The sequence below is a fragment of the Arcicella sp. LKC2W genome, from assembly GCF_034931005.1.
Classification (GTDB): Bacteria; Bacteroidota; Bacteroidia; order Cytophagales; family Spirosomataceae; genus Arcicella.
This window is the reverse complement of the sequence record NZ_JAYGIN010000018.1, coordinates 61,308-81,389: the sequence shown is the minus strand read 5'-3', so window position 1 is coordinate 81,389 and position 20,082 is coordinate 61,308. Positions and strand designations below refer to the sequence as shown.

The window sequence follows — 20,082 nt, the reverse complement described above, 5'->3', positions numbered from 1 at the left end:
ACCTTCAGTAGAGAAAAAAGGAAGATATTTAATTGGGTATTATTTTGCTAACTAATTCAAATAAGGAATAAAGGACAATTTAAGAGTTATAATTGCCCCGAATTTGTCCGAAGTAAAACTAAAACTTTTTACACAACCTCTTATTAATTCGCTAAAAATCATGAAAAAACAATATAGAATATTTTCATCCATAATGATTGCTACGGCAAGTTTTATGGCAAGTTCATGCAGTAAGTATGAGGTTGATGTTTTAAATACTGGCTCATTTCCTGTTACCGATGGAACGCTAAAATCAGCAGCTACCAATTTCCCAATTGGCATTGCGGTTGATTATACGCCATTTTTAAATGATGCCACTTATCGAGGAGCAGTAGCGGCTGAGGCAAAAACCGTGACGTTTGGGTATCACATGAAACACGGTGCTTTGGTACAAAATGACGGAACAATTGACTTTACTAAATCAGATGCGATGTACAATGCCGCCACCGCAGCAGGTTTAGAAGTTTTTGGACATACGTTGGGTTGGCACGCAAATCAGAATGCTACTTATATGAAAATTGTAACGGGTGGTGGTTCTGGGCCTGCGGCGGTTAATTTATTGGCGAATGGGAGTTTTGAAACTGGTTCTGGCGATAATTTTAATAACTGGTCAAAATATAATGGTGGTACTTCATTAGTAGAAACTAAAGTTACATCCGAAATACAAACTGGTTCAAGAGCCTTGAAAGTAGTTGTTGGAACAAGTGGAAATCCTTGGAATGTACAAATGGCAAGTGATGAGTTTGCCACAACTGTTGGAAAAGTTTATACTATGACATTTTTCATTAAATCCTCTTCTAATGGTGGAAAAATGCGAATTTCAACAGGAGGTACTGGCTCTTCTGCTCAATATTCGGCTGATTATTCTGTGTCAACTGATTGGGTTTTGAAGACTTATTCTTTTACAGCAAATGGTGCAAAAACAATGGTTTTAATGGATATGGGTAGCACCGCAAATACTTATTTTGTGGATAATGTTCAAGTATTTGATGCTTCTGCTGCCGTTGCACCAACAGGAACTGCTTTAGTGACGGCGGTTGATAAAGCCATGAAAGATTTTATCACGCAAACTGTTACTCGCTATAAAGGAAAAGTAAAAGCTTGGGACGTTGTAAACGAACCTATGGCAGATGGCAATGGAGCTTTACGGACAGATGCCAATACTTCGGTGGCAAGTAATGCAACTGATTTCTTTTTTTGGTCGAAATATTTAGGTCGTGATTGGGCTTTGAAAGCATTTAATTATGCTTCAGCGGCTGACCCAAGTGCAGAACTTTACATCAATGACTATAACCTTGAAAATAATCCAACAAAATTGGATTCATTGATTGGTTATGTTGCTCAATTAAAAGCAAAAGGTGCTAAAATTGACGGTATCGGAACGCAAATGCACAGTTCTTGGAATACTTCTTTTGCAAATATTGACAATATGTTCAAGAAAATGGCAGCAACGGGCTTGAAAGTAAGAGTTTCAGAATTAGATGTTCGAGTTAATCCAAATCTAAAAGTTGGCTTTGTTTTAGACCCACAATTTGCTGCATATCAAGCTAATATGTACGCTTATATCGTGAAGTCGTACATGACAAATGTACCAACTGCTCAACAAGCAGGTATTACCATTTGGGGTTTGACGGATGATACAAGTTGGTTATCAAATGGAGGAAAAGATTTCCCATTATTATTTAACAAAGATTATTCTAAGAAAACAGCGTATTATGGTGTTTTGAATGCTTTGAAAAATAAATAATCATTTTCAATTAGTAAAACGGACTTTAGTTTGTTCATTTGTTGGGCAAATTAAAGTCCAAATTATTTATCGCAATTCCTCATAAATACACTGTTTAATAAGTTTTCTAAATAATTTTTATCCTAAAATCTTTGATTGTGGGAACTTCCCGAAAGTTTAACCCACAATGGAATTGTTTCGGGAAGTTGAAATAACTTATTAAACAGTGTAATAAAAAGCATTGATTTTAATGAAAATTTCTCCAAAAAAACTCATCCTGACGCTTCTCTTAGTAGCTTTTCAGCAAACAATTTTTGCCCAAAATCAATTACCACATCTTGAGAAAAAAGGCAAAACAACGGAGTTAATTGTCAATGGAAAACCCATGATTATCCTTGGTGGTGAATTGGGGAATTCGTCGGCTTCAACGATGGAATATATGCAACCAATTTGGGGGAAACTCAAAGCAATGAACCTCAACACCGTTTTAATGCCTGTTTATTGGGAATTACTCGAAAAAGAAGAAGGAAAATTTGATTATGTTTTACTGCAACAACTCATTACGGAAGCTCGTAAAAATCAGATTAAAATTGTTTTTCTTTGGTTTGCATCATGGAAAAATAGTATGTCGAGCCATGTACCTGCTTGGGTGAAACTCAACCAAGAAAGATTTCCAAGAGCAAAAGATGATAAAAACCAAAGCCAAGAAATTTTAACGCCATTTAGCGAAAATAATCTTCAAGCAGATTTAAAAGCCTTTGAAAAATTAATGGCTTTTATCAAAGATTTTGATAAAAATGAACAGACAGTTATCATGGTTCAAGTTGAAAATGAAATTGGAATGTTGCCTTCTGCCCGTGATTATCATCCTTTGGCAAATGCGGCTTTTAAAAGTGATGTGCCGTCAGTTTTGATGGATTATTTAAAGAAAAATCAAGCAGTTTTAGCCCCCGAAATTTTGGTAAGATGGGGACAAAATGGCTTTAAAAATAGTGGTACTTGGGAAGAAATTTTTGGTAAAGGATTAGCGACCGATGAATTATTTATGGCTTGGTATTTTGCCAAATATACCAACACGATTACAGAAGCGGGCAAAAAAATCTATCCAATTCCGATGTTTGTTAATGCCGCTCTGAATCGTCCAAACAAACTACCAGGAAGCGGTTACCCGAGTGCTGGGCCTTTGCCACACGTTATTGACCTTTGGAAAGCCGCCATGCCTGCTATGGATTTGCTTTCGCCTGATTTTTATAATCCCGATTTTAAGCATTGGAATGATTTATACACTCGTCATGGTGAAACCTTATTCATTCCCGAACACCGTTTTGATAATACCGTTATGGCGAAATCTTTGTATGCTATCGGGCATTATGAGGCATTGGGATTTTCCCCTTTTTCGATTGAATCGCCTGAAAAACCTCAAAATGAACCTTTGGGGAAAAGTTATGCTTTGTTGGAACAATTAACGCCTTTATTGATTAAAAATCATGGACAGGGTAAAATTGAAGCGGTTTTATTAGACCACGAAACCAAAGAAACGGTTATTAATTTAGGGAAATATCAATTTACATTTCGCCACGATTATACTTTGGGTTGGTCGCCAGAAGCAAAATCTGCTGAATGGCCAATGACCAGTGTGATTATTATTCAAACGGGCGAAGATGAGTTTTATGTGGCAGGTTCTGGCGTGGTGGTGACCTTTAAATCTTTGGAAAACCCAGCTTTAAATATTGGTATTTTGAAAGTTGATGAAGGTTATTTTGAAAATAATATCTGGAAAACTCGCCGACACATGAACGGCGACCAAATTCACCAAGGCAGACATTTACGAATTTCCGTTGGAGATTATGAAATTCAAAAACTTCAACTTTATTCGTATAAATAATTCGGTAGTATGTACTTAATGTCGCAAAACCTCACCCCCAACCCCTCTCCGATGGAGAGGGGAGAAAAATAGGGTCGAATGCTCCCCTCTCCATCGGAGAGGGGTCGGGGGTGAGGTTTTTTTCGACTCAAATTTAACTTGCGACATTAAGTATATACTACCGAAATAATTTTTAATTTATTTTGATTGAGCAACTTCCCGAAACAATATCCATTTTGGGTTTAACTCATAACGGAGTTATTTCGGGAAGTTGTGTGCTTAATATTTATCTCAACATCAACACCACATCTTTTTGCCGACTTTCGGGCGTAATAATCAATGATTCTATTTTTCCATTTTTCAAAACTGCTTCGATGGTTGTTTGATAAGGTGCATGAAGTTTGAAATGCACGTCCCACCTTTTATCCCAAGCAGGAAAAAGATAGATTTTTTTATCATCCGTTTGCAACAACATTTCCTGCAACCCAATCATGCCCGAGCCTCCCCAATTATGGTCGGGAGTCCAATCATAACCTGGTCCCCAAAAAGTTGGAAAACGACGAGGAGCATTTTGTAATTTTAGTAATGTTAATCGACTTGCCTCTGCGGTAAGTCCTAAACGAGCCGCAAAAATATTATCCTGTTTCCAGCCAATATGACTTCTAAACTTCTGAGCATCAACATCATATAAATAGGTATTGATGGCAGTATCTAAACCTGCCTTGCCAATTCCATACATTCCCCAAGGAAAAACGGGATACAATTGTGGACATTCTGAATTGTTAATTCTTTCCCAATGTTTGGCAGGCGAAATGGTGGTTTTTCCCTCAAAAGTTCTAAAATTTATTGAGGGAATTCGTTGTAACATAGCTTCCCAATGTTCTCTTTTTTCTTGGGATAAATATCCTTTCGGTAAGGCTAATAATCGAGATAAAACTGTTTTTAAAGCTGCAATGGTTGACGTAGAATTGTACGCCATTTTGTAGGTTTCCGCTCCCGAACTTGGGTATAAAATCAGGTGTTTTTCACCATCGAGTGCTTTACTGCCCCTATTTCTGGCTAAATATTGGTAATGTTCGTCAAAAAATGTTAGACAACTTTCGATAAAAGGAACATATTCGTTGATATTTTTGGCTTCGTAGCGTTCCGTTTCGAGCATCATCAAACAAAATTCTAAGACTGTGTCCCATTCATATTCCAACCAAGCATTGTATTCCATGCCTTTGTCGTAGTCTTTTGGGCGTTTCCAATTGTATTCGGCTGGATTTGGCAAGCCAAAATTTTCGAGTTGTTCCGTGAAAGAAGCACCTTTATGTTTCCAATAAAATTCGGTGCGTAGTTCAGCATTTTTTAGGATATTGAGATAAAAATCAAACTGCGGTTTCATCATCGCCACATCGCCCGATTTTAACATTCCCCAATATACTAACCGCTGATTTTGTGCCGTATGCGTACCACCGCCCCAATTCCTAAAATCAGGTGTAAATTTCAACGTCGAATCAGTATGTGACGGGTCAACGGTGAATAAGCCACCGTTAAATTTTGTAGGATATTTTCCAAAATAATTACAAGCTAATTGATACCTAAACGACTGATAATTACGCCCAATTTCCCATGTTGATTTATCTTTTGCAGATTCATTATTGATAAAAATATAGCTTTGATTCCAGAAATTTTGCCACCAATTTTCAGTATTTTTTTGATTTATTTTTATAATTCCTTGATTCTCAAACATGAGTTTAATCAGCTCATTCTGCCAATTTCCTAACTTTTCGCTTTGTTCGGTATGTAAATAAATATTGACTTCATGGCTATTACTTTTATTTTTACTTTGAAAATTCCAAGCCTTAAAATCGGTATCTTGATATTTCCCCAAAGTCGTTCCAATGGCATTACAATTTCGAGCTTCAATGAATCCTCCAAAGGTTAAATCTTTGATAGGATTATACAAAAATCTTTTAAGACTGTCTAAACCTTGTTGCTTCACGGTTACATCAAAAGCTGACAACTCATTTTGATTTTGGTGATAAAAAAGGAGATTATTATCCTCAAAACTGACATTATCTTTTAGCGTTTTTATGATACTCTGCGGAGCCCATTTATAGGAGTTTTGATTGTTTTCTTTGCCCTTTAAAATGCGGTCTTCTTGTCGCCAACTTTCATAAGCAACTACCATCTGAGTTTTTTGATTACTTTGGATGTCAACATGAATAATTGGGTGAAAAACATCAACCCAAATCTTTATGGCTGATTCGAGTTTGCCTTTTTTCCCTTTTATGACTACGTTTCCATCTTTTAAAACTAATGTCTGACTGAATGAATTACCATTTTCAAACGGATTTGGCGACAATTTCACCCGCATTCTGCCTAATTTTAGTAAAGAATTATTATGGTCAAATGTGCCACTACGAGCGATGTAAAACAACAAATCGCCATTTTCTACCCATACATTTAGCCCAATATCTCCCCCACCGCAAGGCATTGATTCGCTGGAATTTTTGCTTTGACTTGTCCAAGTAATATTGCAATCATCAATCGTCGTTTGAGCGAAATTTTTGAAACATATTCCTAATAAAATACTGACTAAATAAAATGATACGAGTAGGTTTTTCATAGTTTATTATTTTGAATTTATTAGTCACAACCTTTAAAAGAGCCGTTCCTTAAAAGTTACTCATTTTGAAATATATTCATTTCAATTAGGTACAATATTATCATACCGTATAAGTTGCCCATTCATAGCCTAAAAAACACAGAATAGCAGTTTATGAATTAAAACATATTAATTTCAAAGAAAAGTATTTTTATGGAAAGACAAAATGGTATAATACTTTGAGAAAATGGTACAAATAAAACCTTATAGATGACCGTACCTTTGTTTTGTAATGATAAGATTTTATAAAATCAATTCTGTTTAACGTGCATCAATAATGTCGAAATATCTAAATAACGTTTATATCTTTCTCTTTTTTTGGATATCAGTAGGTCAACTCAAAGCTCAAAATAAAGGCTTGACTAATACCAATAAAAGCAATTTCGCTAAACTCAAAAGTGTCGATTTAGGAAATGTTTCTTGGACGACAGGTTTTTGGGCAAATCGTTTTGAAGTTTGTAAAAATACGATGGTTCCGACCTTATGGAATCGTTATAATGATACCGTTTCGTGCCATGCTTTTCATAATTTTGAAGTAGCCGCTGGCTTGGCAAAAGGACGTTTTAGAGGGCCGTCATTCCATGATGGAGATTTTTATAAAACCCTTGAAGCTCTGGCAAGTATGTACGCCCAAACCAAAGACAAAAAATTGGATTTGTTGATGGATAATGCCATTGCAGTAATTGGGAAGGCACAAAAAGCGGACGGATATATTTATACCAAATCTATCATCGAACAAAAAGTAACCAATAAACCCAAAATGTTTGATGATAAATTGAGTTTTGAAGCCTACAATTTTGGACATTTAATGACGGCAGCTTGCGTACATTATCGGGCAACGGGTAAAACAAATTTGCTAGAAATTGCTAAAAAAGCCACTGATTTTTTAATTGGTTTTTATAATACTGCTTCGCCCGAACAAGCCCGAAACGCCATTTGTCCTTCGCATTATATGGGTATTGTGGAAATGTACCGCACCACGAACGAGCCACGTTATTTGGCATTGGCAAAAAAACTCATTGATATTCGAGGGGAATCGGAAGGTACGGATGATAATTCTGACCGTGTGCCTTTTCGACAAATGAAAAAGGTGATTGGTCATGCCGTGAGAGCCAATTATTTGTTTGCAGGGGCGGCAGATATTTACGCAGAAACAGGTGATAAATCGTTGCTTTCGACTCTTGATTTAGTTTGGGACGATGTAATTAATCATAAAATGTACATCACAGGTGCTTGTGGGGCATTGTACGATGGCGTTTCACCCGATGGAACTGCCTATAAACCTGATACCGTTCAGAAAATTCACCAAGCGTATGGGAAATCTTTTCAATTACCAAACCATGCCGCCCATAACGAAACCTGTGCGAATATTGGGAATTTATTGTGGAATTGGCGGATGTTGCAAATTACGGGTGATGCCAAATATGCTGACATTATGGAATTGGCTTTGTACAATAGTATTTTATCGGGTATCAATCTGGATGGCGACAAGTTTTTTTACACCAATCCGCTCCGTGCTTCCAACGATTTTCCGTATGAATTGCGTTGGAATGGCGGTCGTCAGGCATATATTAGTAAGTCAAATTGTTGTCCGCCCAACATAGTGCGTACCATTGCCGAAGTGAGTAATTATTTTTATAGTCACGTAAATAATGGGCTTTATGTACATCTTTATGGAGCAAATAAGTTGAATACAATCGTAGAAAATGGTTCAGAATTATCGTTGGAACAAGTAACAAACTATCCTTGGAATGGCTCTATCGAGCTGAAAATCAATAAAATACAACAAAGTGAATTTGCTTTTTTCTTACGAATTCCCGCTTGGGCTAATGATGCTAAAATTCTGATAAATGGTGTTGCTTTAACGAATAAAATTGAGGCAGGAAAATACATTGAAATCAAACGAATTTGGAAAAAAGGAGATATTTTATCACTACGCTTACCGATGGAAGTGCAATTGATGGAATCGAATCCTTTGGTTGAAGAAACTCGTAATCAAGTAGCCGTAAAAAGAGGGCCAATTGTATATTGTTTAGAGTCAAACGACTTGCAAAATGCTGAAAAAGTAAGCTCAATTTCGATTCCTACGAATACAAAATGGACGGCAAAATTAAGTAAAATCGGCAATGCAGAAATAATAACGCTTGATGGAACGGTAAAATCGGCAGGGAAAAAAGACTGGAAAAATTCGCTTTATCAACCCATTAGCACCAAAGCGTCAACCAAGACAAAAATTACCTTAATTCCCTATTTTGCTTGGGCAAATCGAGGACAGTCAGAAATGAGTGTTTGGTTGCCGTTGAGTAGGACAGATTTCTAATCTGTCAAAACTATAAAGAGTTTGGCACAAACAATGGGACACAGATGACACAGATTTTGTTCTGTAATCTGTGAAAATCTGTGTTATTTTTAATATCCGTGTCATCTGTGTACTAACTTTTTAACCGTAGCTAATTCAACCCATGAAATATTCACTAATTCTATTATTTTTTGCCACTTTTTTTTGCGTAAAAGCCCAAGATACTGTCCGTTATACGGGCAATACACTCGTGAATGTGGACTATCATCATGGGCAATTAACGCCTGCGGTTGGTGTCCATAATATTCAAACATTTCGGGCAAATCGTGAGCATCCAGAACTGGCAGGAGGTAGTAATTGGACGTATAATCACGCTCCAATGTTGGCATATTGGCAAAATACTTTTTATTTAGAATACCTCAGCGACCCCATTGGCGAGCATATTCCGCCAAGTCAATCATATTTATTGACTTCAAAAGACGGTTATAATTGGTCTAAACCAGTAGTCGTTTTTCCTCCTTATAAAATTCCCGATGGTTGGACAAAAACAGGCTATAAAGGTGTGGCGAAAGATTTATTTGCTGTGATGCACCAACGTATGGGCTTTTTTGTATCTAAGAAAAATCGCTTGTTGGTTTTGGCATATTACGGGATTACAATGGATGCCAAAGACGACCCCAACGACGGCAAAGGAATCGGGCGAGTGGTTCGTGAAATATTGCCCGACGGAACATTTGGAAGCATTTATTTTATTCGGAATAATGCCACTTGGGATAAATCAAAATCGGCTTATCCCTTTTATTCGAGCAGCAAAGACAAAGGATTTATTGAAGCCTGTGACGAATTATTGGCAACGCCTTTGATGATGCAACAGTGGGTGGAAGAAGCAGACCGAGATGACCCTTTGATTCCATTAAAAAGAGAAGCAAAAGCGTTTAGTTATTATCATTTACTCAATAAAAATGTGGTCGGACTATGGAAACACGCTTTGACCTCAATCAGTAAAGATGAAGGCAAAACGTGGGAATATAATCCCCTCAGAGCCCCGGGATTTGTGAATAGTAATGCTAAAATTTGGGGTCAAAAATTATCGGATGGACGTTATGCAACGGTTTATAATCCATCGGAATTTCGTTGGCCTTTGGCAATTTCTACGAGTGATAACGGACTGGATTACAAGAACTTATTGTTAGTAAATGGCGAAATTACAACGATGCGTTACGGCGGTAATTTCAAATCTTATGGGCCTCAATATGTCAGAGGTATTGAAGAAGGAAACGGCACGCCACCCGATGGCAATTTGTGGGTGACTTATAGCATGAACAAAGAAGATATTTGGGTAGCAAAAATTCCTGTGCCAGTAACGGAAGATGTTACCGAAAATATTGCGGAAGATTTTGCCAAAATGCCCCAAGAAAAAGCCTTAAATCTATGGAATATTTATAGTCCGTTGTGGGCTTCGGTGAAAATTGAAAACGCTCCCGATGGCTCAAAAGCCTTGACTTTGCGAGATAAAGATAAATTTGATTTTGCCAAAGTAGAACGAGTAATTCCAACCTCAAAAAGAGTGAATGTTGAATTTTCGATTATTCCATCACAGACCAATAAAGGCATTTTAAATATTGAATTTCAAGATGAAAAAGGAAATGCTGCCGTGCGGTTAATATTCGATTCGGATAGTTTGTTAAAAGCAAAAGTGGGCTATCGCCATTCGGGAATTCAGTCTTACGAAGCCAATAAACAATACGATATTCGCCTTGAACTCGACCGTTTTAAGCGGATGTATGACGTGTATATCAATGGGCAAAAAAAGGGAACGAAACTGTTTTTTGCTCCTGTGACTTCCTTTAAAAAAGTAGTTTTCAGAACAGGAGAAATTCGTCGTTATCCAAATGCAGATACGCCAACTGACCAAAATTTTGACGTAGAAAAAGCGGGAGAGCAAGACCCAGAGGCTATTTTTTATATCAAATCATTTAAAGCTACTAAACTTAATTAGTTTGTAGAACAGGTTTCTAACCTGTTACAATTCCCATGAAAAATAACCTAATTTATAGTCTGACATATAACTTATTGGCTCAACTTCCCGAAAGTTTTAAACTTTCGGGAAGTTCTAATCCCACTAAATTATGCCATGTTTTATATCTACTATTCCTTTCGCTTTTCGCAACGGCTTGTTCAAAAGACGTATATCTGTTTACGTCCTTTCACGAACCTGCTACCGATGGCTTGCGAATGCTCCACAGCACCGACGGTTATCATTGGAAGGACTTGAATAAAATCTTGTTAAAACCCACCAGTGGCAGTCAAAAAGTAATGCGTGACCCGTCCATTGTGCAAGGAAATGACGGCACTTTTCATTTGGTTTGGACAAGTAGTTGGCGGGGAGATTTGGGATTTGGTTACGCCAATTCAAAAGATTTAATTCATTGGTCGGAACAACAATTTATCAAGGTCATGGAACATGAACCTACCACGATAAATGTGTGGGCTCCTGAGTTATTTTTCGATAAATCAACCAAACAATTTACCATCATTTGGGCATCATGTATTCCAAATCGTTTTGAAAAAGGTATTGAAGATGAAAATAATAATCATCGAATGTATTTCACACAAACTGCTGATTTCAAAACATTTACAGTTACAAAACTATTACTTGACCCTAAATTTAGTGTAATTGATGCAGTGATTGTCGAGCGAAAGAAGGAAGATTTTATCTTGATTTTAAAAGATAACACTCGCCCCAATCGCAATATTAAAGTAGCCTTTGGCAAAACGCCAACGGGAGATTTTACAAATGTATCCGCTCCATTTACCAAGAATTTTACCGAAGGTCCTTCCGTGGTGAAAGTTGGAAATGAATGGCTGATTTATTATGATTCTTATCAAGACAAAACGTATGGAGCGATGAAAACGACTGATTTTGAGAAGTTTACAGATATTTCAAAACAAATTTCAATTCCCGAAGGACATAAACACGGAACGATTTTCAAGGTAAAAAAGAGAATTTTAAATGCGTTGCTCCAAAAGTAGCACAGGTTAAAACCTGTCTTGGAATAAATCATAGGACAGATTTTAACCTGTTAGCGAAACAATATAATTTTTAGACAGGTTGAAAACCTGTCCTACCAAATTCTAAAAATGAAACAACTATATCTGCTATTATTAAGCATTTTTTATATGAATTCAGCCCTAAATGCTCAGGTTATCTTACCTCGAATATTTGGGCATAATATGGTTTTGCAACGAAATAAACCGCTCAACGTTTGGGGAAAAGCCTCCGTTGGTGAACAAGTAAGCGTACAATTTGGAGGGCAACGTAAAACTACAAAAACCGACTCAGAAGGCAATTGGAGGATGAAATTAGCCTCCTTGAAAACATCAAATATTCCTGCAGAGATGGTTATTCAAGGGAAAAATACGATAACCTTAAAGAATATTTTGGTAGGAGAAGTTTGGCTTTGTTCGGGACAATCGAATATGGAATATACCATGCGGAAAAATAACAAAGTGACACGCCCAAACGTACAAGGACAAAATCCAGTGGATGAATTGCAATTTGCCAAAAATCCAAATATTCGCATTTTTTTAGTGAACCGTAAAGAACTCGTAAAGCCTGATTCTTTACATCGTGGTTGGAGTGTTGCCAAAGACTCTGCACTTCGTTCATTTTCGGCAGTTGGGTATTTTTTTGCGAAGGAAATAAATTTACAAACTGACGTACCAATCGGAATGATTTCGTCGGCAATTCCGGGCAGTAGAATTGAGCCTTGGATTTCAACGGAAGGGTTTGCCGAATCACCTGATTTCAAGGACAAAAAAGTGGATGGAGAACCCGCCAAATTTTATAATCCCATGATTCGTCCACTTGAACAATTTACGATGCGTGGCTTTTTGTGGTATCAAGGTGAAAGTAATTGTTTTTTGAAGGATTCTGTCCAATATACGCAGAAATTGACCACGCTTATTTCGAGTTGGCGGAAGGCTTGGCATGACAAAAAAATGCCTTTTTATTATGTTCAAATCGTCCCTTATTTATATTCTTCATCAAAAGGAAAAGTGGTTTTAAACAACAGAACACTACCTGCATTTTGGGAAGCACAGGCCAACGTGAGCAAAATTCTGTCCCAAACCGATTATGTAACAACCACCGATTTGATTGATTCTTTGACCGAATTACACCCTTCTTATAAATGGGAAATTGGCAAAAGATTGGCTTTTTTGGCTTTAAAAAATGATTATGGTAAGAATAAAATCGTAGCATCTGGACCAGATTTCGAGAGCATGAAAATTGAAAACGAAAAGATTATAATTTCTTTCAAAAATGTTGAAAATGGATTGTATAGTAAGGACGAAAAACCTTTGACATTCTTTGAAATAGCAGGAAAAGATGGGCAATTTGTACCTGCCGATGCCATTATTGAGGAGAATAAAGTTATCGTTTCTGCTCCAAATATTACCAATCCAACGGCAGTTAGATTTGCTTGGGATGAAACCGCCAAACCCAATTTATTTAACCAAGCTGGACTTCCTGCAAGACCTTTTAGAACGAAATAAAATCAGATGAAATACCTTTTTTACTTACTGTTTTTCTTAATTTTTCCCCAATTAATTTCTGCCCAAGAAACACAAAAAGTGTATCTATCTGGCACAGGAAATGACCAAACCGTAAATTGGGATTTCTTCTGTACCGCAGGACGAAATTCGGGAAAGTGGACTACCATTCCTGTACCTTCCAATTGGGAATTACAAGGTTTTGGCAAGTACAATTACGGCTTTTCAAAGGACAGTTCGAGGGGAAAAGAGCAAGGTTTGTATAAGCATACCTTTAACGTTCCTGCCACTTGGAAAGACAAAGCTATCAACCTTGTTTTTGAAGGAGTTATGACCGATGCAGAGGTGAAAATTAATGGTAAAATAGCAGGCGAAAAACATCATGGTGCTTACTATGCTTTTAAATATGACATTGGCAAATTAGTAACAATTGGGGCAAATACCATTGAAGTAACGGCGAGTAAACATTCTGAAAATCAATCAGTTAATGAGGCTGAACGCAAAGGGGATTTCTGGATTTTTGGGGGCATTTTTAGACCCGTTTATGTAGAAATTTTACCGTTTGAACACATTAATCGAATTGCTATTGATGCCAATGCAAAGGGTAATTTGAAAGCCAATATTCACGTAAATTCATTGACTGAAAAGGTAGAAATCAATGCTCAATTGCATACGATGGACGGGCGAAAAGTTGGCAATTCATTTACAAAAATCTTGTCTGCGGGACAAACAATTGTCTCTCTTGAAAACTCCTATTCTGCCATAAATTTATGGACTTCCGAAACGCCAAATTTGTATAAATTGGTGGTTAGCTTACTAAAAAATGGCAAAGTAATTCATGTAATAACCAAACAAATTGGCTTCCGAACGGTGGAAGTTCGTCAGCGTGACGGCGTGTATGTGAATGGTGTAAAAGTGAAATTTAAGGGTGTAAACCGTCATTCTTTTTGGGCAAATTCGGGACGAACGTTGAGCAAAAATATCAGTTTATTGGACGTTGGTTTGATGAAAGATATGAACATGAACGCCGTAAGAATGTCGCACTATCCACCCGACGACCATTTTTTGGCAGTTTGCGATTCGTTAGGGCTTTTTGTTTTTGATGAATTAGCGGGTTGGCACGGCAATTATGACACGCCAACGGGTACAAAATTATTGAAAGAATTGATGGTTCACGATGAAAATCACCCTTCGGTTATTTTTTGGATTAACGGAAATGAAGGCGGACATAATTACGAACTTGACCCAATTTTTCCGCAAGAAGATATTCAAAAACGTCCTGTAATTCACGCATGGGAAGATTTTGGCGGTTTCGACACCCAACATTATCGTGATTATAATTATGGAATTGGCAACTACGACAACGGTCATCATATTGTAATGCCCACCGAATTTCTTCATGGAATGTACGACGGTGGACACGGAGCAGGTTTAGAAGATTATTGGGAAAAAATGTGGGTATCTCCCCTTTCAGCAGGTGGTTTTTTATGGGATTTTGTTGACCAAGGAATTGTCAGAACCGATAAAAATGGTATTTTAGACACCGACGGAAATCATGCCGCCGATGGAATTGTGGGTCCTTATCGAGAAAAAGAAGGCAGTTATTTCACGATAAAAGAAGTGTGGAGTCCAATAAAAATGGAAGCCAAAGAAATTACTTCTGCTTTTGACGGAAAACTAACTATTGAAAACCGCTATCATTTTACCAATCTCAAAAACACGTCTTTTTCTTGGAAATTGAAGCAATTAGGCACAAAAAACAATACCGAAAAAACAGGAATTATCCATGCTCCAAACCTAAATCCACTCGAAAAAGGACAACTAAACATCGATTTACCAAGCGATTGGCAACGTTACGATGTATTGTATGTAACGGCTTTTGATGCGTACAAAAAAGAAATTTTTACGTGGAGTTTTAAAATTACGTTACCCGAAACAATCGCTAAAAAATTAGTAGAAACGAAAGGTTCAACAGTTGTAGCGTTGACAGAATTAGATTCAATTTATCAAGTTCGGGCAAAAGATTTGACCATTTCATTCAATAAAAAAACGGGATTACTACAAGAAGTTAAAAACCAAAAAGGCATTATTCCTTTTGCAAAGGGTCCAATTGTGCAAGAAGGAGCGACTAATTTTCAAGGATTTACGCAAAAATCAGTCGATGGAAATCTTGTTATAGAATCTACTTTTAATCAAAAAAGTGCTTACAATACGCTTCAATGGACGATTTATCCTTCTGGTTGGGTAAAAATGAAAGTTAACTATTTCCCTGCGGCTTATTTGACAACCTTTTTTGGCGTTAATTTTTCTTTCCCCGAAAAAGACATAAAAGGCGTGGAATATATGGGAAATGGCCCTTATCGAGTTTGGAAAAATCGGATGAAGGGAAATCAATTTGGGGTTTGGAAAAAGGATTATAACAATACCGAAACGGGGGAAATTCCTTTCGTTTATCCTGAATTTAAGGGCTATCATTCCAATATGTATTGGTGTAAATTTCTGACTACTACCCAAGATTTTACGGTAGTTACCGAAAACGAAGATGTATTTTTCAGACTCTTTACGCCAGCTTTTAAAACAGACCCTTATCAAAATTATGTACTCAACTTTCCGAGTGGGGATATTTCATTTATGCAAGGTATTTCGGGCTTAGGTTCAAAAACAAACCGTGTCGAAAATACAGGGTCTATGAGCATGAAACATATTTTTTATGATTACGAAAAAGACCCAAAACGTGCCATTGAATTGGTACTTTATTTTGATTTTACGGGTAAGTAACACAGGTTTTAACCTGTACGTAACCTAATAATAAACAATTTTACAGACTGAAGTCTGTGTTACAAATTTATACAGACTAAAGTCTGTGTTACAAATTTATACAGACTAAAGTCTGTGTTACAAATTTATACAGACTAAAGTCTGTGTTACAAATTTATACAGACTAAAGTCTATGCTACTAACATGACCAATATCGTAGAACGTTTAACCACATTGGATTATATTATCGTGATTGCCTATTTGGTTATTTTGATAATTATCGGGTATCGAGCCAGTTTTTCTGCCAAAACCAAAGATGATGAAACCCTTTTTTTAGCCAATAAATCATTGGGTTGGGCAAGTATCGGGTTCAATATGTGGGGAACAAATGTTGGTCCTTCCATGCTCTTGGCTTTTGCCAGTATTGGGTACAGCACGGGCATTGTGGCAGTCAATTTTGAATGGTACGCCTTCGTATTTTTGTTTTTATTAGCCATCGTTTTTGCTCCAAAATATTTGGCTGCCAACGTGTCCACGATGCCCGAATTTATGGGGAAACGCTACGGCAATTCTACCCAAAATATTTTAGCTTGGTACGCTCTTATCAAAATTTTAATCTCTTGGTTATCATTGGGTTTGTTCGCAGGAGGTTTTTTAGTTCGACAAATTTTAGGCGTTCCGATGTGGCAATCGGTGATTGTTTTGGTACTTTTTGCGGGTTTATTTGCCTTTGCGGGCGGACTAAAAGCCATTGCTAAAGTGAATGTTTTTCAAATGATTTTATTGATTGGCGTTTCGCTGACTTTAACGATTTTGGGCTTGATAAAAGTAGGCGGAATTTCAGCGATGTACCACAGTGTTCCGAGTAATTATTGGTCGTTAATTCATCCTTCCGACGATAAAAAATATCCTTGGCAAGCCATTTTATTGGGTTATCCCGTTTCGGCAATTGCCTTTTTTTGTACTGACCAAGCAATGGTACAATCGGTTTTGGGAGCAAAAAATTTGGAACAAGGGCAAATGGGCGTAAATTTTATCGGCTGGTTAAAAATATTGTCTTTACCCCTTTTTATCCTAACGGGCGTTATCTGTTTTATCCTCTATCCTAACTTAAAAGACCCTTCGGAAGCCTACATGACGATGGTAACAAACCTGTTTCCTGCGGGCATGAATGGGCTTGTGATTGTAGTATTGATTGCTGTTTTAGTTGGTACAATTGGCTCTTCGTTGAACTCACTAAGTACGGTTTTCACGATGGATGTGTATGCCAAAAAGATAAATCCGAACGCTACCAATAAGGAACTCATCAAGGTTGGGCGGATGTCGGTAATCGCTGGTTGTTTGTTTGCGATTATGATGGCGTTGGCAATTGATAACATCAAAGGACTGAATCTTTTTGATGTTTTTCAATCGGTTTTAGGCTTCATCGCTCCACCTTTATCGGTCGTATTTCTTTTGACGGTTTTCTGGAAACGTACCACTCGTAAAGCGGTAAATGGTATTTTATCATTCGGTTCGGCTTTTAGTTTAAGCGTGGGCGTATTGTATTTATGGGTTTTTACGCCCGATAAATACCCAATTTGGCCTCATTATATGCTTTTATCTTTTTACATTTTTGCCTTTTTGTTTGTGGTAGCCGTTCTAATTTCATTATTCGACAAAAATCCTACGGTTTATGAAACGACTGCACAAGAAATCAGCGACCGTATAAAACCCACCCGCCGAGTATGGATTTTATGGATTTCCTTAGCCGTTGTAATGGTGAGTTTGTACTTATATTTTGGGTAAAAGTAGCACAGACTTCAGTCTGTAAAAAAGAAAGGAAAAATGACAGACTAAAGTCTGTGTTACTAATATAAAATCAAAAACAATGTCAATACAAAAGTTTCCTTCCTTGACAAAAATGCTGTCGGCGTTTTTGTTCTTTTTACTTTCATTGCCCACGTTTGCACAACAAGCTACTTGGATTTGGTATCCAGGGGATTATGAAGTTTGGTTGGGCAATAAAATGCAAAATCGTCGTACAGAACGGGGTTCGTTTTTGCCTCCATTCTGGAAATTAGATAGCCATTATAACCTAATTGATTTTCACAAAGACTTCAATGTGCCTGAAAATGAGGAAGTTGAATTATTTGTAGAAGGACAATATAACGTAAAATTAGACGGCAAACCATTTACAGGTTATCCAAAAAAAATTACCGTACCCGCAGGAAAACACCGCATTAGTTTAAAGGTTTTTTGTCAGGATAGAGTGCCTTCTATTTTCGTAAAAGGAAAAACGATTGTATCTGACGGAACGTGGTTGGTGACTTTTGAAGACAAAGAATGGATTGATGAAACAGGAAAAGCATCCGACCAATCGGGAACAACTTGGCTGAATGCAGGATTCTGGAATTTTAATACGCCACAAATTCCACCTTCTAAATTTTCGTTGACTACACAAGAGCAATTTGCTGTAAAAACGGAGAAAAAAGATAAAGCCATTTTGTTGGATTTTGGAAAAGAAACGTTCGGTTTTGTGAAGTTAAAAGGCTTGAAAGGAAAAGGGAATTTGACGATTTATTACGGAGAATCGAAAGAAGAAGCCCTTTCGCCCGAACATTGCGAAACCTTAGATAATTTGGAAATTAATCTTTCGCAAAAAAAGGATTCCACGATGGAATTGACCAAAGCATTTAGATATGTAAACGTAACTTTTGACGGTACAATTTCGCTTGATTCTGTTTCAATGTTGTACGAATATTTACCCGTTGCTGAAAGAGGTGGTTTTCGTTGTTCGGATGAGCAAATTAATAAGATTTACGACGTTGCTAAATATACCTTGCACCTCAATACACGTGAGTTTTTTATCGACGGAATCAAGCGTGACCGTTGGATTTGGTCGGGCGATGCGTACCAAAGTTATTTGATGAACTATTACCTCTTTTTCGATTCGCCAACCGTGAGCCGTACTTTATTGGCATTGCGTGGAAAAGACCCCGTAACGAGCCACATTAATACCATTATGGATTATACATTTTATTGGTTTTTAGGCATTTACGATTATTATCAATACACGGGCGACAAAGAATTTATCAAACAATTTTATCCAAGAATGCAGACGTTAATGGAATATTGTTTGAGTCGTAGAAATAAAAATGGCATGATGGAAGGCTTGGCGGGTGACTGGATTTTTATCGACTGGGCAGAAGGTCTGAGCAAAAAAGGCGAAGTAAGTTTTGAGCAATTACTCTTGACCCGAAGCTTAGAAACGATGGCTTTATGTGCCAATATCGCCAACGATAACAAAGGAGCAGACCGTTACAAAAGCATTGGAACGGAACTAAAAACCAAGTTTTTTGCTAATTATTGGAACAACGAAAAACACGCTTTTGTCCATAGCCAAGTGGATGGAAAGCAAACCGAAAACGTAACTCGTTACACTAATATGTTCGCTATTTTCTTCAATTATTTAGACGAATCCAAGAAACAAGACATCAAAACGCACGTGCTTTTGAACGATAAAATCCAGAAAATTACCACCCCTTATATGCGTTTTTATGAATTGGAAGCCCTTTGTGCGTTGGGCGAACAAAAATATGTATTGAAAGAAATGAAAGACTATTGGGGCGGAATGTTGAACCTCGGAGCAACCTCATTTTGGGAAGAATATAACCCCAATAAAAAAGGAGCGGAACACTATGGAATGTACGGCAGAGAATTTGGAAAAAGCCTTTGTCATGCTTGGGGGGCAAGTCCAATTTATCTTTTAGGAAAATATTATTTAGGAGTAAAACCACTTTCACCCGCCTACGAAACGTATTTGATAGAGCCACAATTAGGCGGTTTACAATGGATGGAAGGCTCAGTTCCCACGCCAAAAGGAGAGGTAAAATTAGCAGTTTCAGATAAGAAAATTACCGTTACAGGAGCAGAATCAGGTACAGGAACTTTGCGTTTTAAAAGTACCATAAAACCAAGTTGCAAGCAGGGAATTGTGAAAGAAATTTCACCTAAAAACTTTGAATTGACGGTTGAAAAAGGGAAAGAATATGTGGTTGAATATGAGACAATTAAATAATTTTAAGTAACAAATTTGTGCTACCAACCTCACCCCGCCCCCTCTCCAAAAGAGAGGGGAGCATTCGTCCGAGTAATCTCCCCTCTCTTTTGGAGAGGGGTCGGGGGTGAGGTTTTACAGGCTATTTTTG

10 protein-coding genes are annotated in these 20,082 nt (G+C 37.3%); 9 read left to right on the top strand and 1 reads right to left on the bottom strand.

Features of this window, described 5'->3' with window-relative positions; translation table 11 throughout:
• The first annotated feature begins 160 nt into the window (after window positions 1-160).
• A complete protein-coding gene (locus VB796_RS15305; protein WP_323347437.1) occupies window positions 161-1,786 on the top strand; it encodes an endo-1,4-beta-xylanase in 1,626 nt (541 codons plus the stop codon).
• Between the two features lie 229 nt (window positions 1,787-2,015).
• The gene (locus VB796_RS15300) at window positions 2,016-3,650 is read left to right on the top strand and encodes a DUF5597 domain-containing protein (RefSeq protein ID WP_323347436.1); all 1,635 of its coding nucleotides are present in this window, start codon (window positions 2,016-2,018) and stop codon (window positions 3,648-3,650) included.
• Between the two features lie 265 nt (window positions 3,651-3,915).
• Here VB796_RS15300 and VB796_RS15295 read toward each other — a convergent pair whose 3' ends face one another.
• Complete coding sequence (locus VB796_RS15295) at window positions 3,916-6,243, bottom strand: DUF5703 domain-containing protein (RefSeq protein ID WP_323347435.1); 2,328 nt, start codon at window positions 6,241-6,243, stop codon at window positions 3,916-3,918.
• A gap of 316 nt (window positions 6,244-6,559) precedes the next feature.
• On the opposite strand from VB796_RS15295, the gene VB796_RS15290 reads away from it, so the two are divergent.
• The 7 genes from VB796_RS15290 (at window position 6,560) to VB796_RS15260 (ending at window position 19,952) form a co-directional block, all read left to right on the top strand.
• Window positions 6,560-8,602: a glycoside hydrolase family 127 protein gene (locus VB796_RS15290; protein WP_323347434.1), complete on the top strand. Its 2,043-nt coding sequence runs from the start codon at window positions 6,560-6,562 to the stop codon at window positions 8,600-8,602.
• A gap of 142 nt (window positions 8,603-8,744) precedes the next feature.
• Window positions 8,745-10,580 (top strand): six-hairpin glycosidase, encoded by a 1,836-nt coding sequence (locus tag VB796_RS15285; protein ID WP_323347433.1) that lies wholly within the window; start codon window positions 8,745-8,747, stop codon window positions 10,578-10,580.
• Window positions 10,581-10,615: 35 nt separating this feature from the next.
• Window positions 10,616-11,614, top strand: a complete 999-nt coding sequence (locus VB796_RS15280) for a glycoside hydrolase family 43 protein (protein WP_323347432.1) — start codon at window positions 10,616-10,618, stop codon at window positions 11,612-11,614.
• 108 nt (window positions 11,615-11,722) lie between these two features.
• Window positions 11,723-13,138 (top strand): sialate O-acetylesterase, encoded by a 1,416-nt coding sequence (locus tag VB796_RS15275; protein WP_323347431.1) that lies wholly within the window; start codon window positions 11,723-11,725, stop codon window positions 13,136-13,138.
• 6 nt (window positions 13,139-13,144) lie between these two features.
• Complete coding sequence (locus tag VB796_RS15270; protein WP_323347430.1) at window positions 13,145-15,913, top strand: glycoside hydrolase family 2 protein; 2,769 nt, start codon at window positions 13,145-13,147, stop codon at window positions 15,911-15,913.
• 183 nt (window positions 15,914-16,096) lie between these two features.
• Complete coding sequence (locus VB796_RS15265) at window positions 16,097-17,680, top strand: sodium:solute symporter family transporter (protein ID WP_323347429.1); 1,584 nt, start codon at window positions 16,097-16,099, stop codon at window positions 17,678-17,680.
• An 82-nt stretch (window positions 17,681-17,762) separates the two neighbouring features.
• Window positions 17,763-19,952 carry an alpha-rhamnosidase gene (locus tag VB796_RS15260; protein ID WP_323347428.1) on the top strand — a complete coding sequence of 730 codons (2,190 nt, stop codon included), beginning with the start codon at window positions 17,763-17,765 and terminating at the stop codon, window positions 19,950-19,952.
• Window positions 19,953-20,082: the final 130 nt, after the last annotated feature.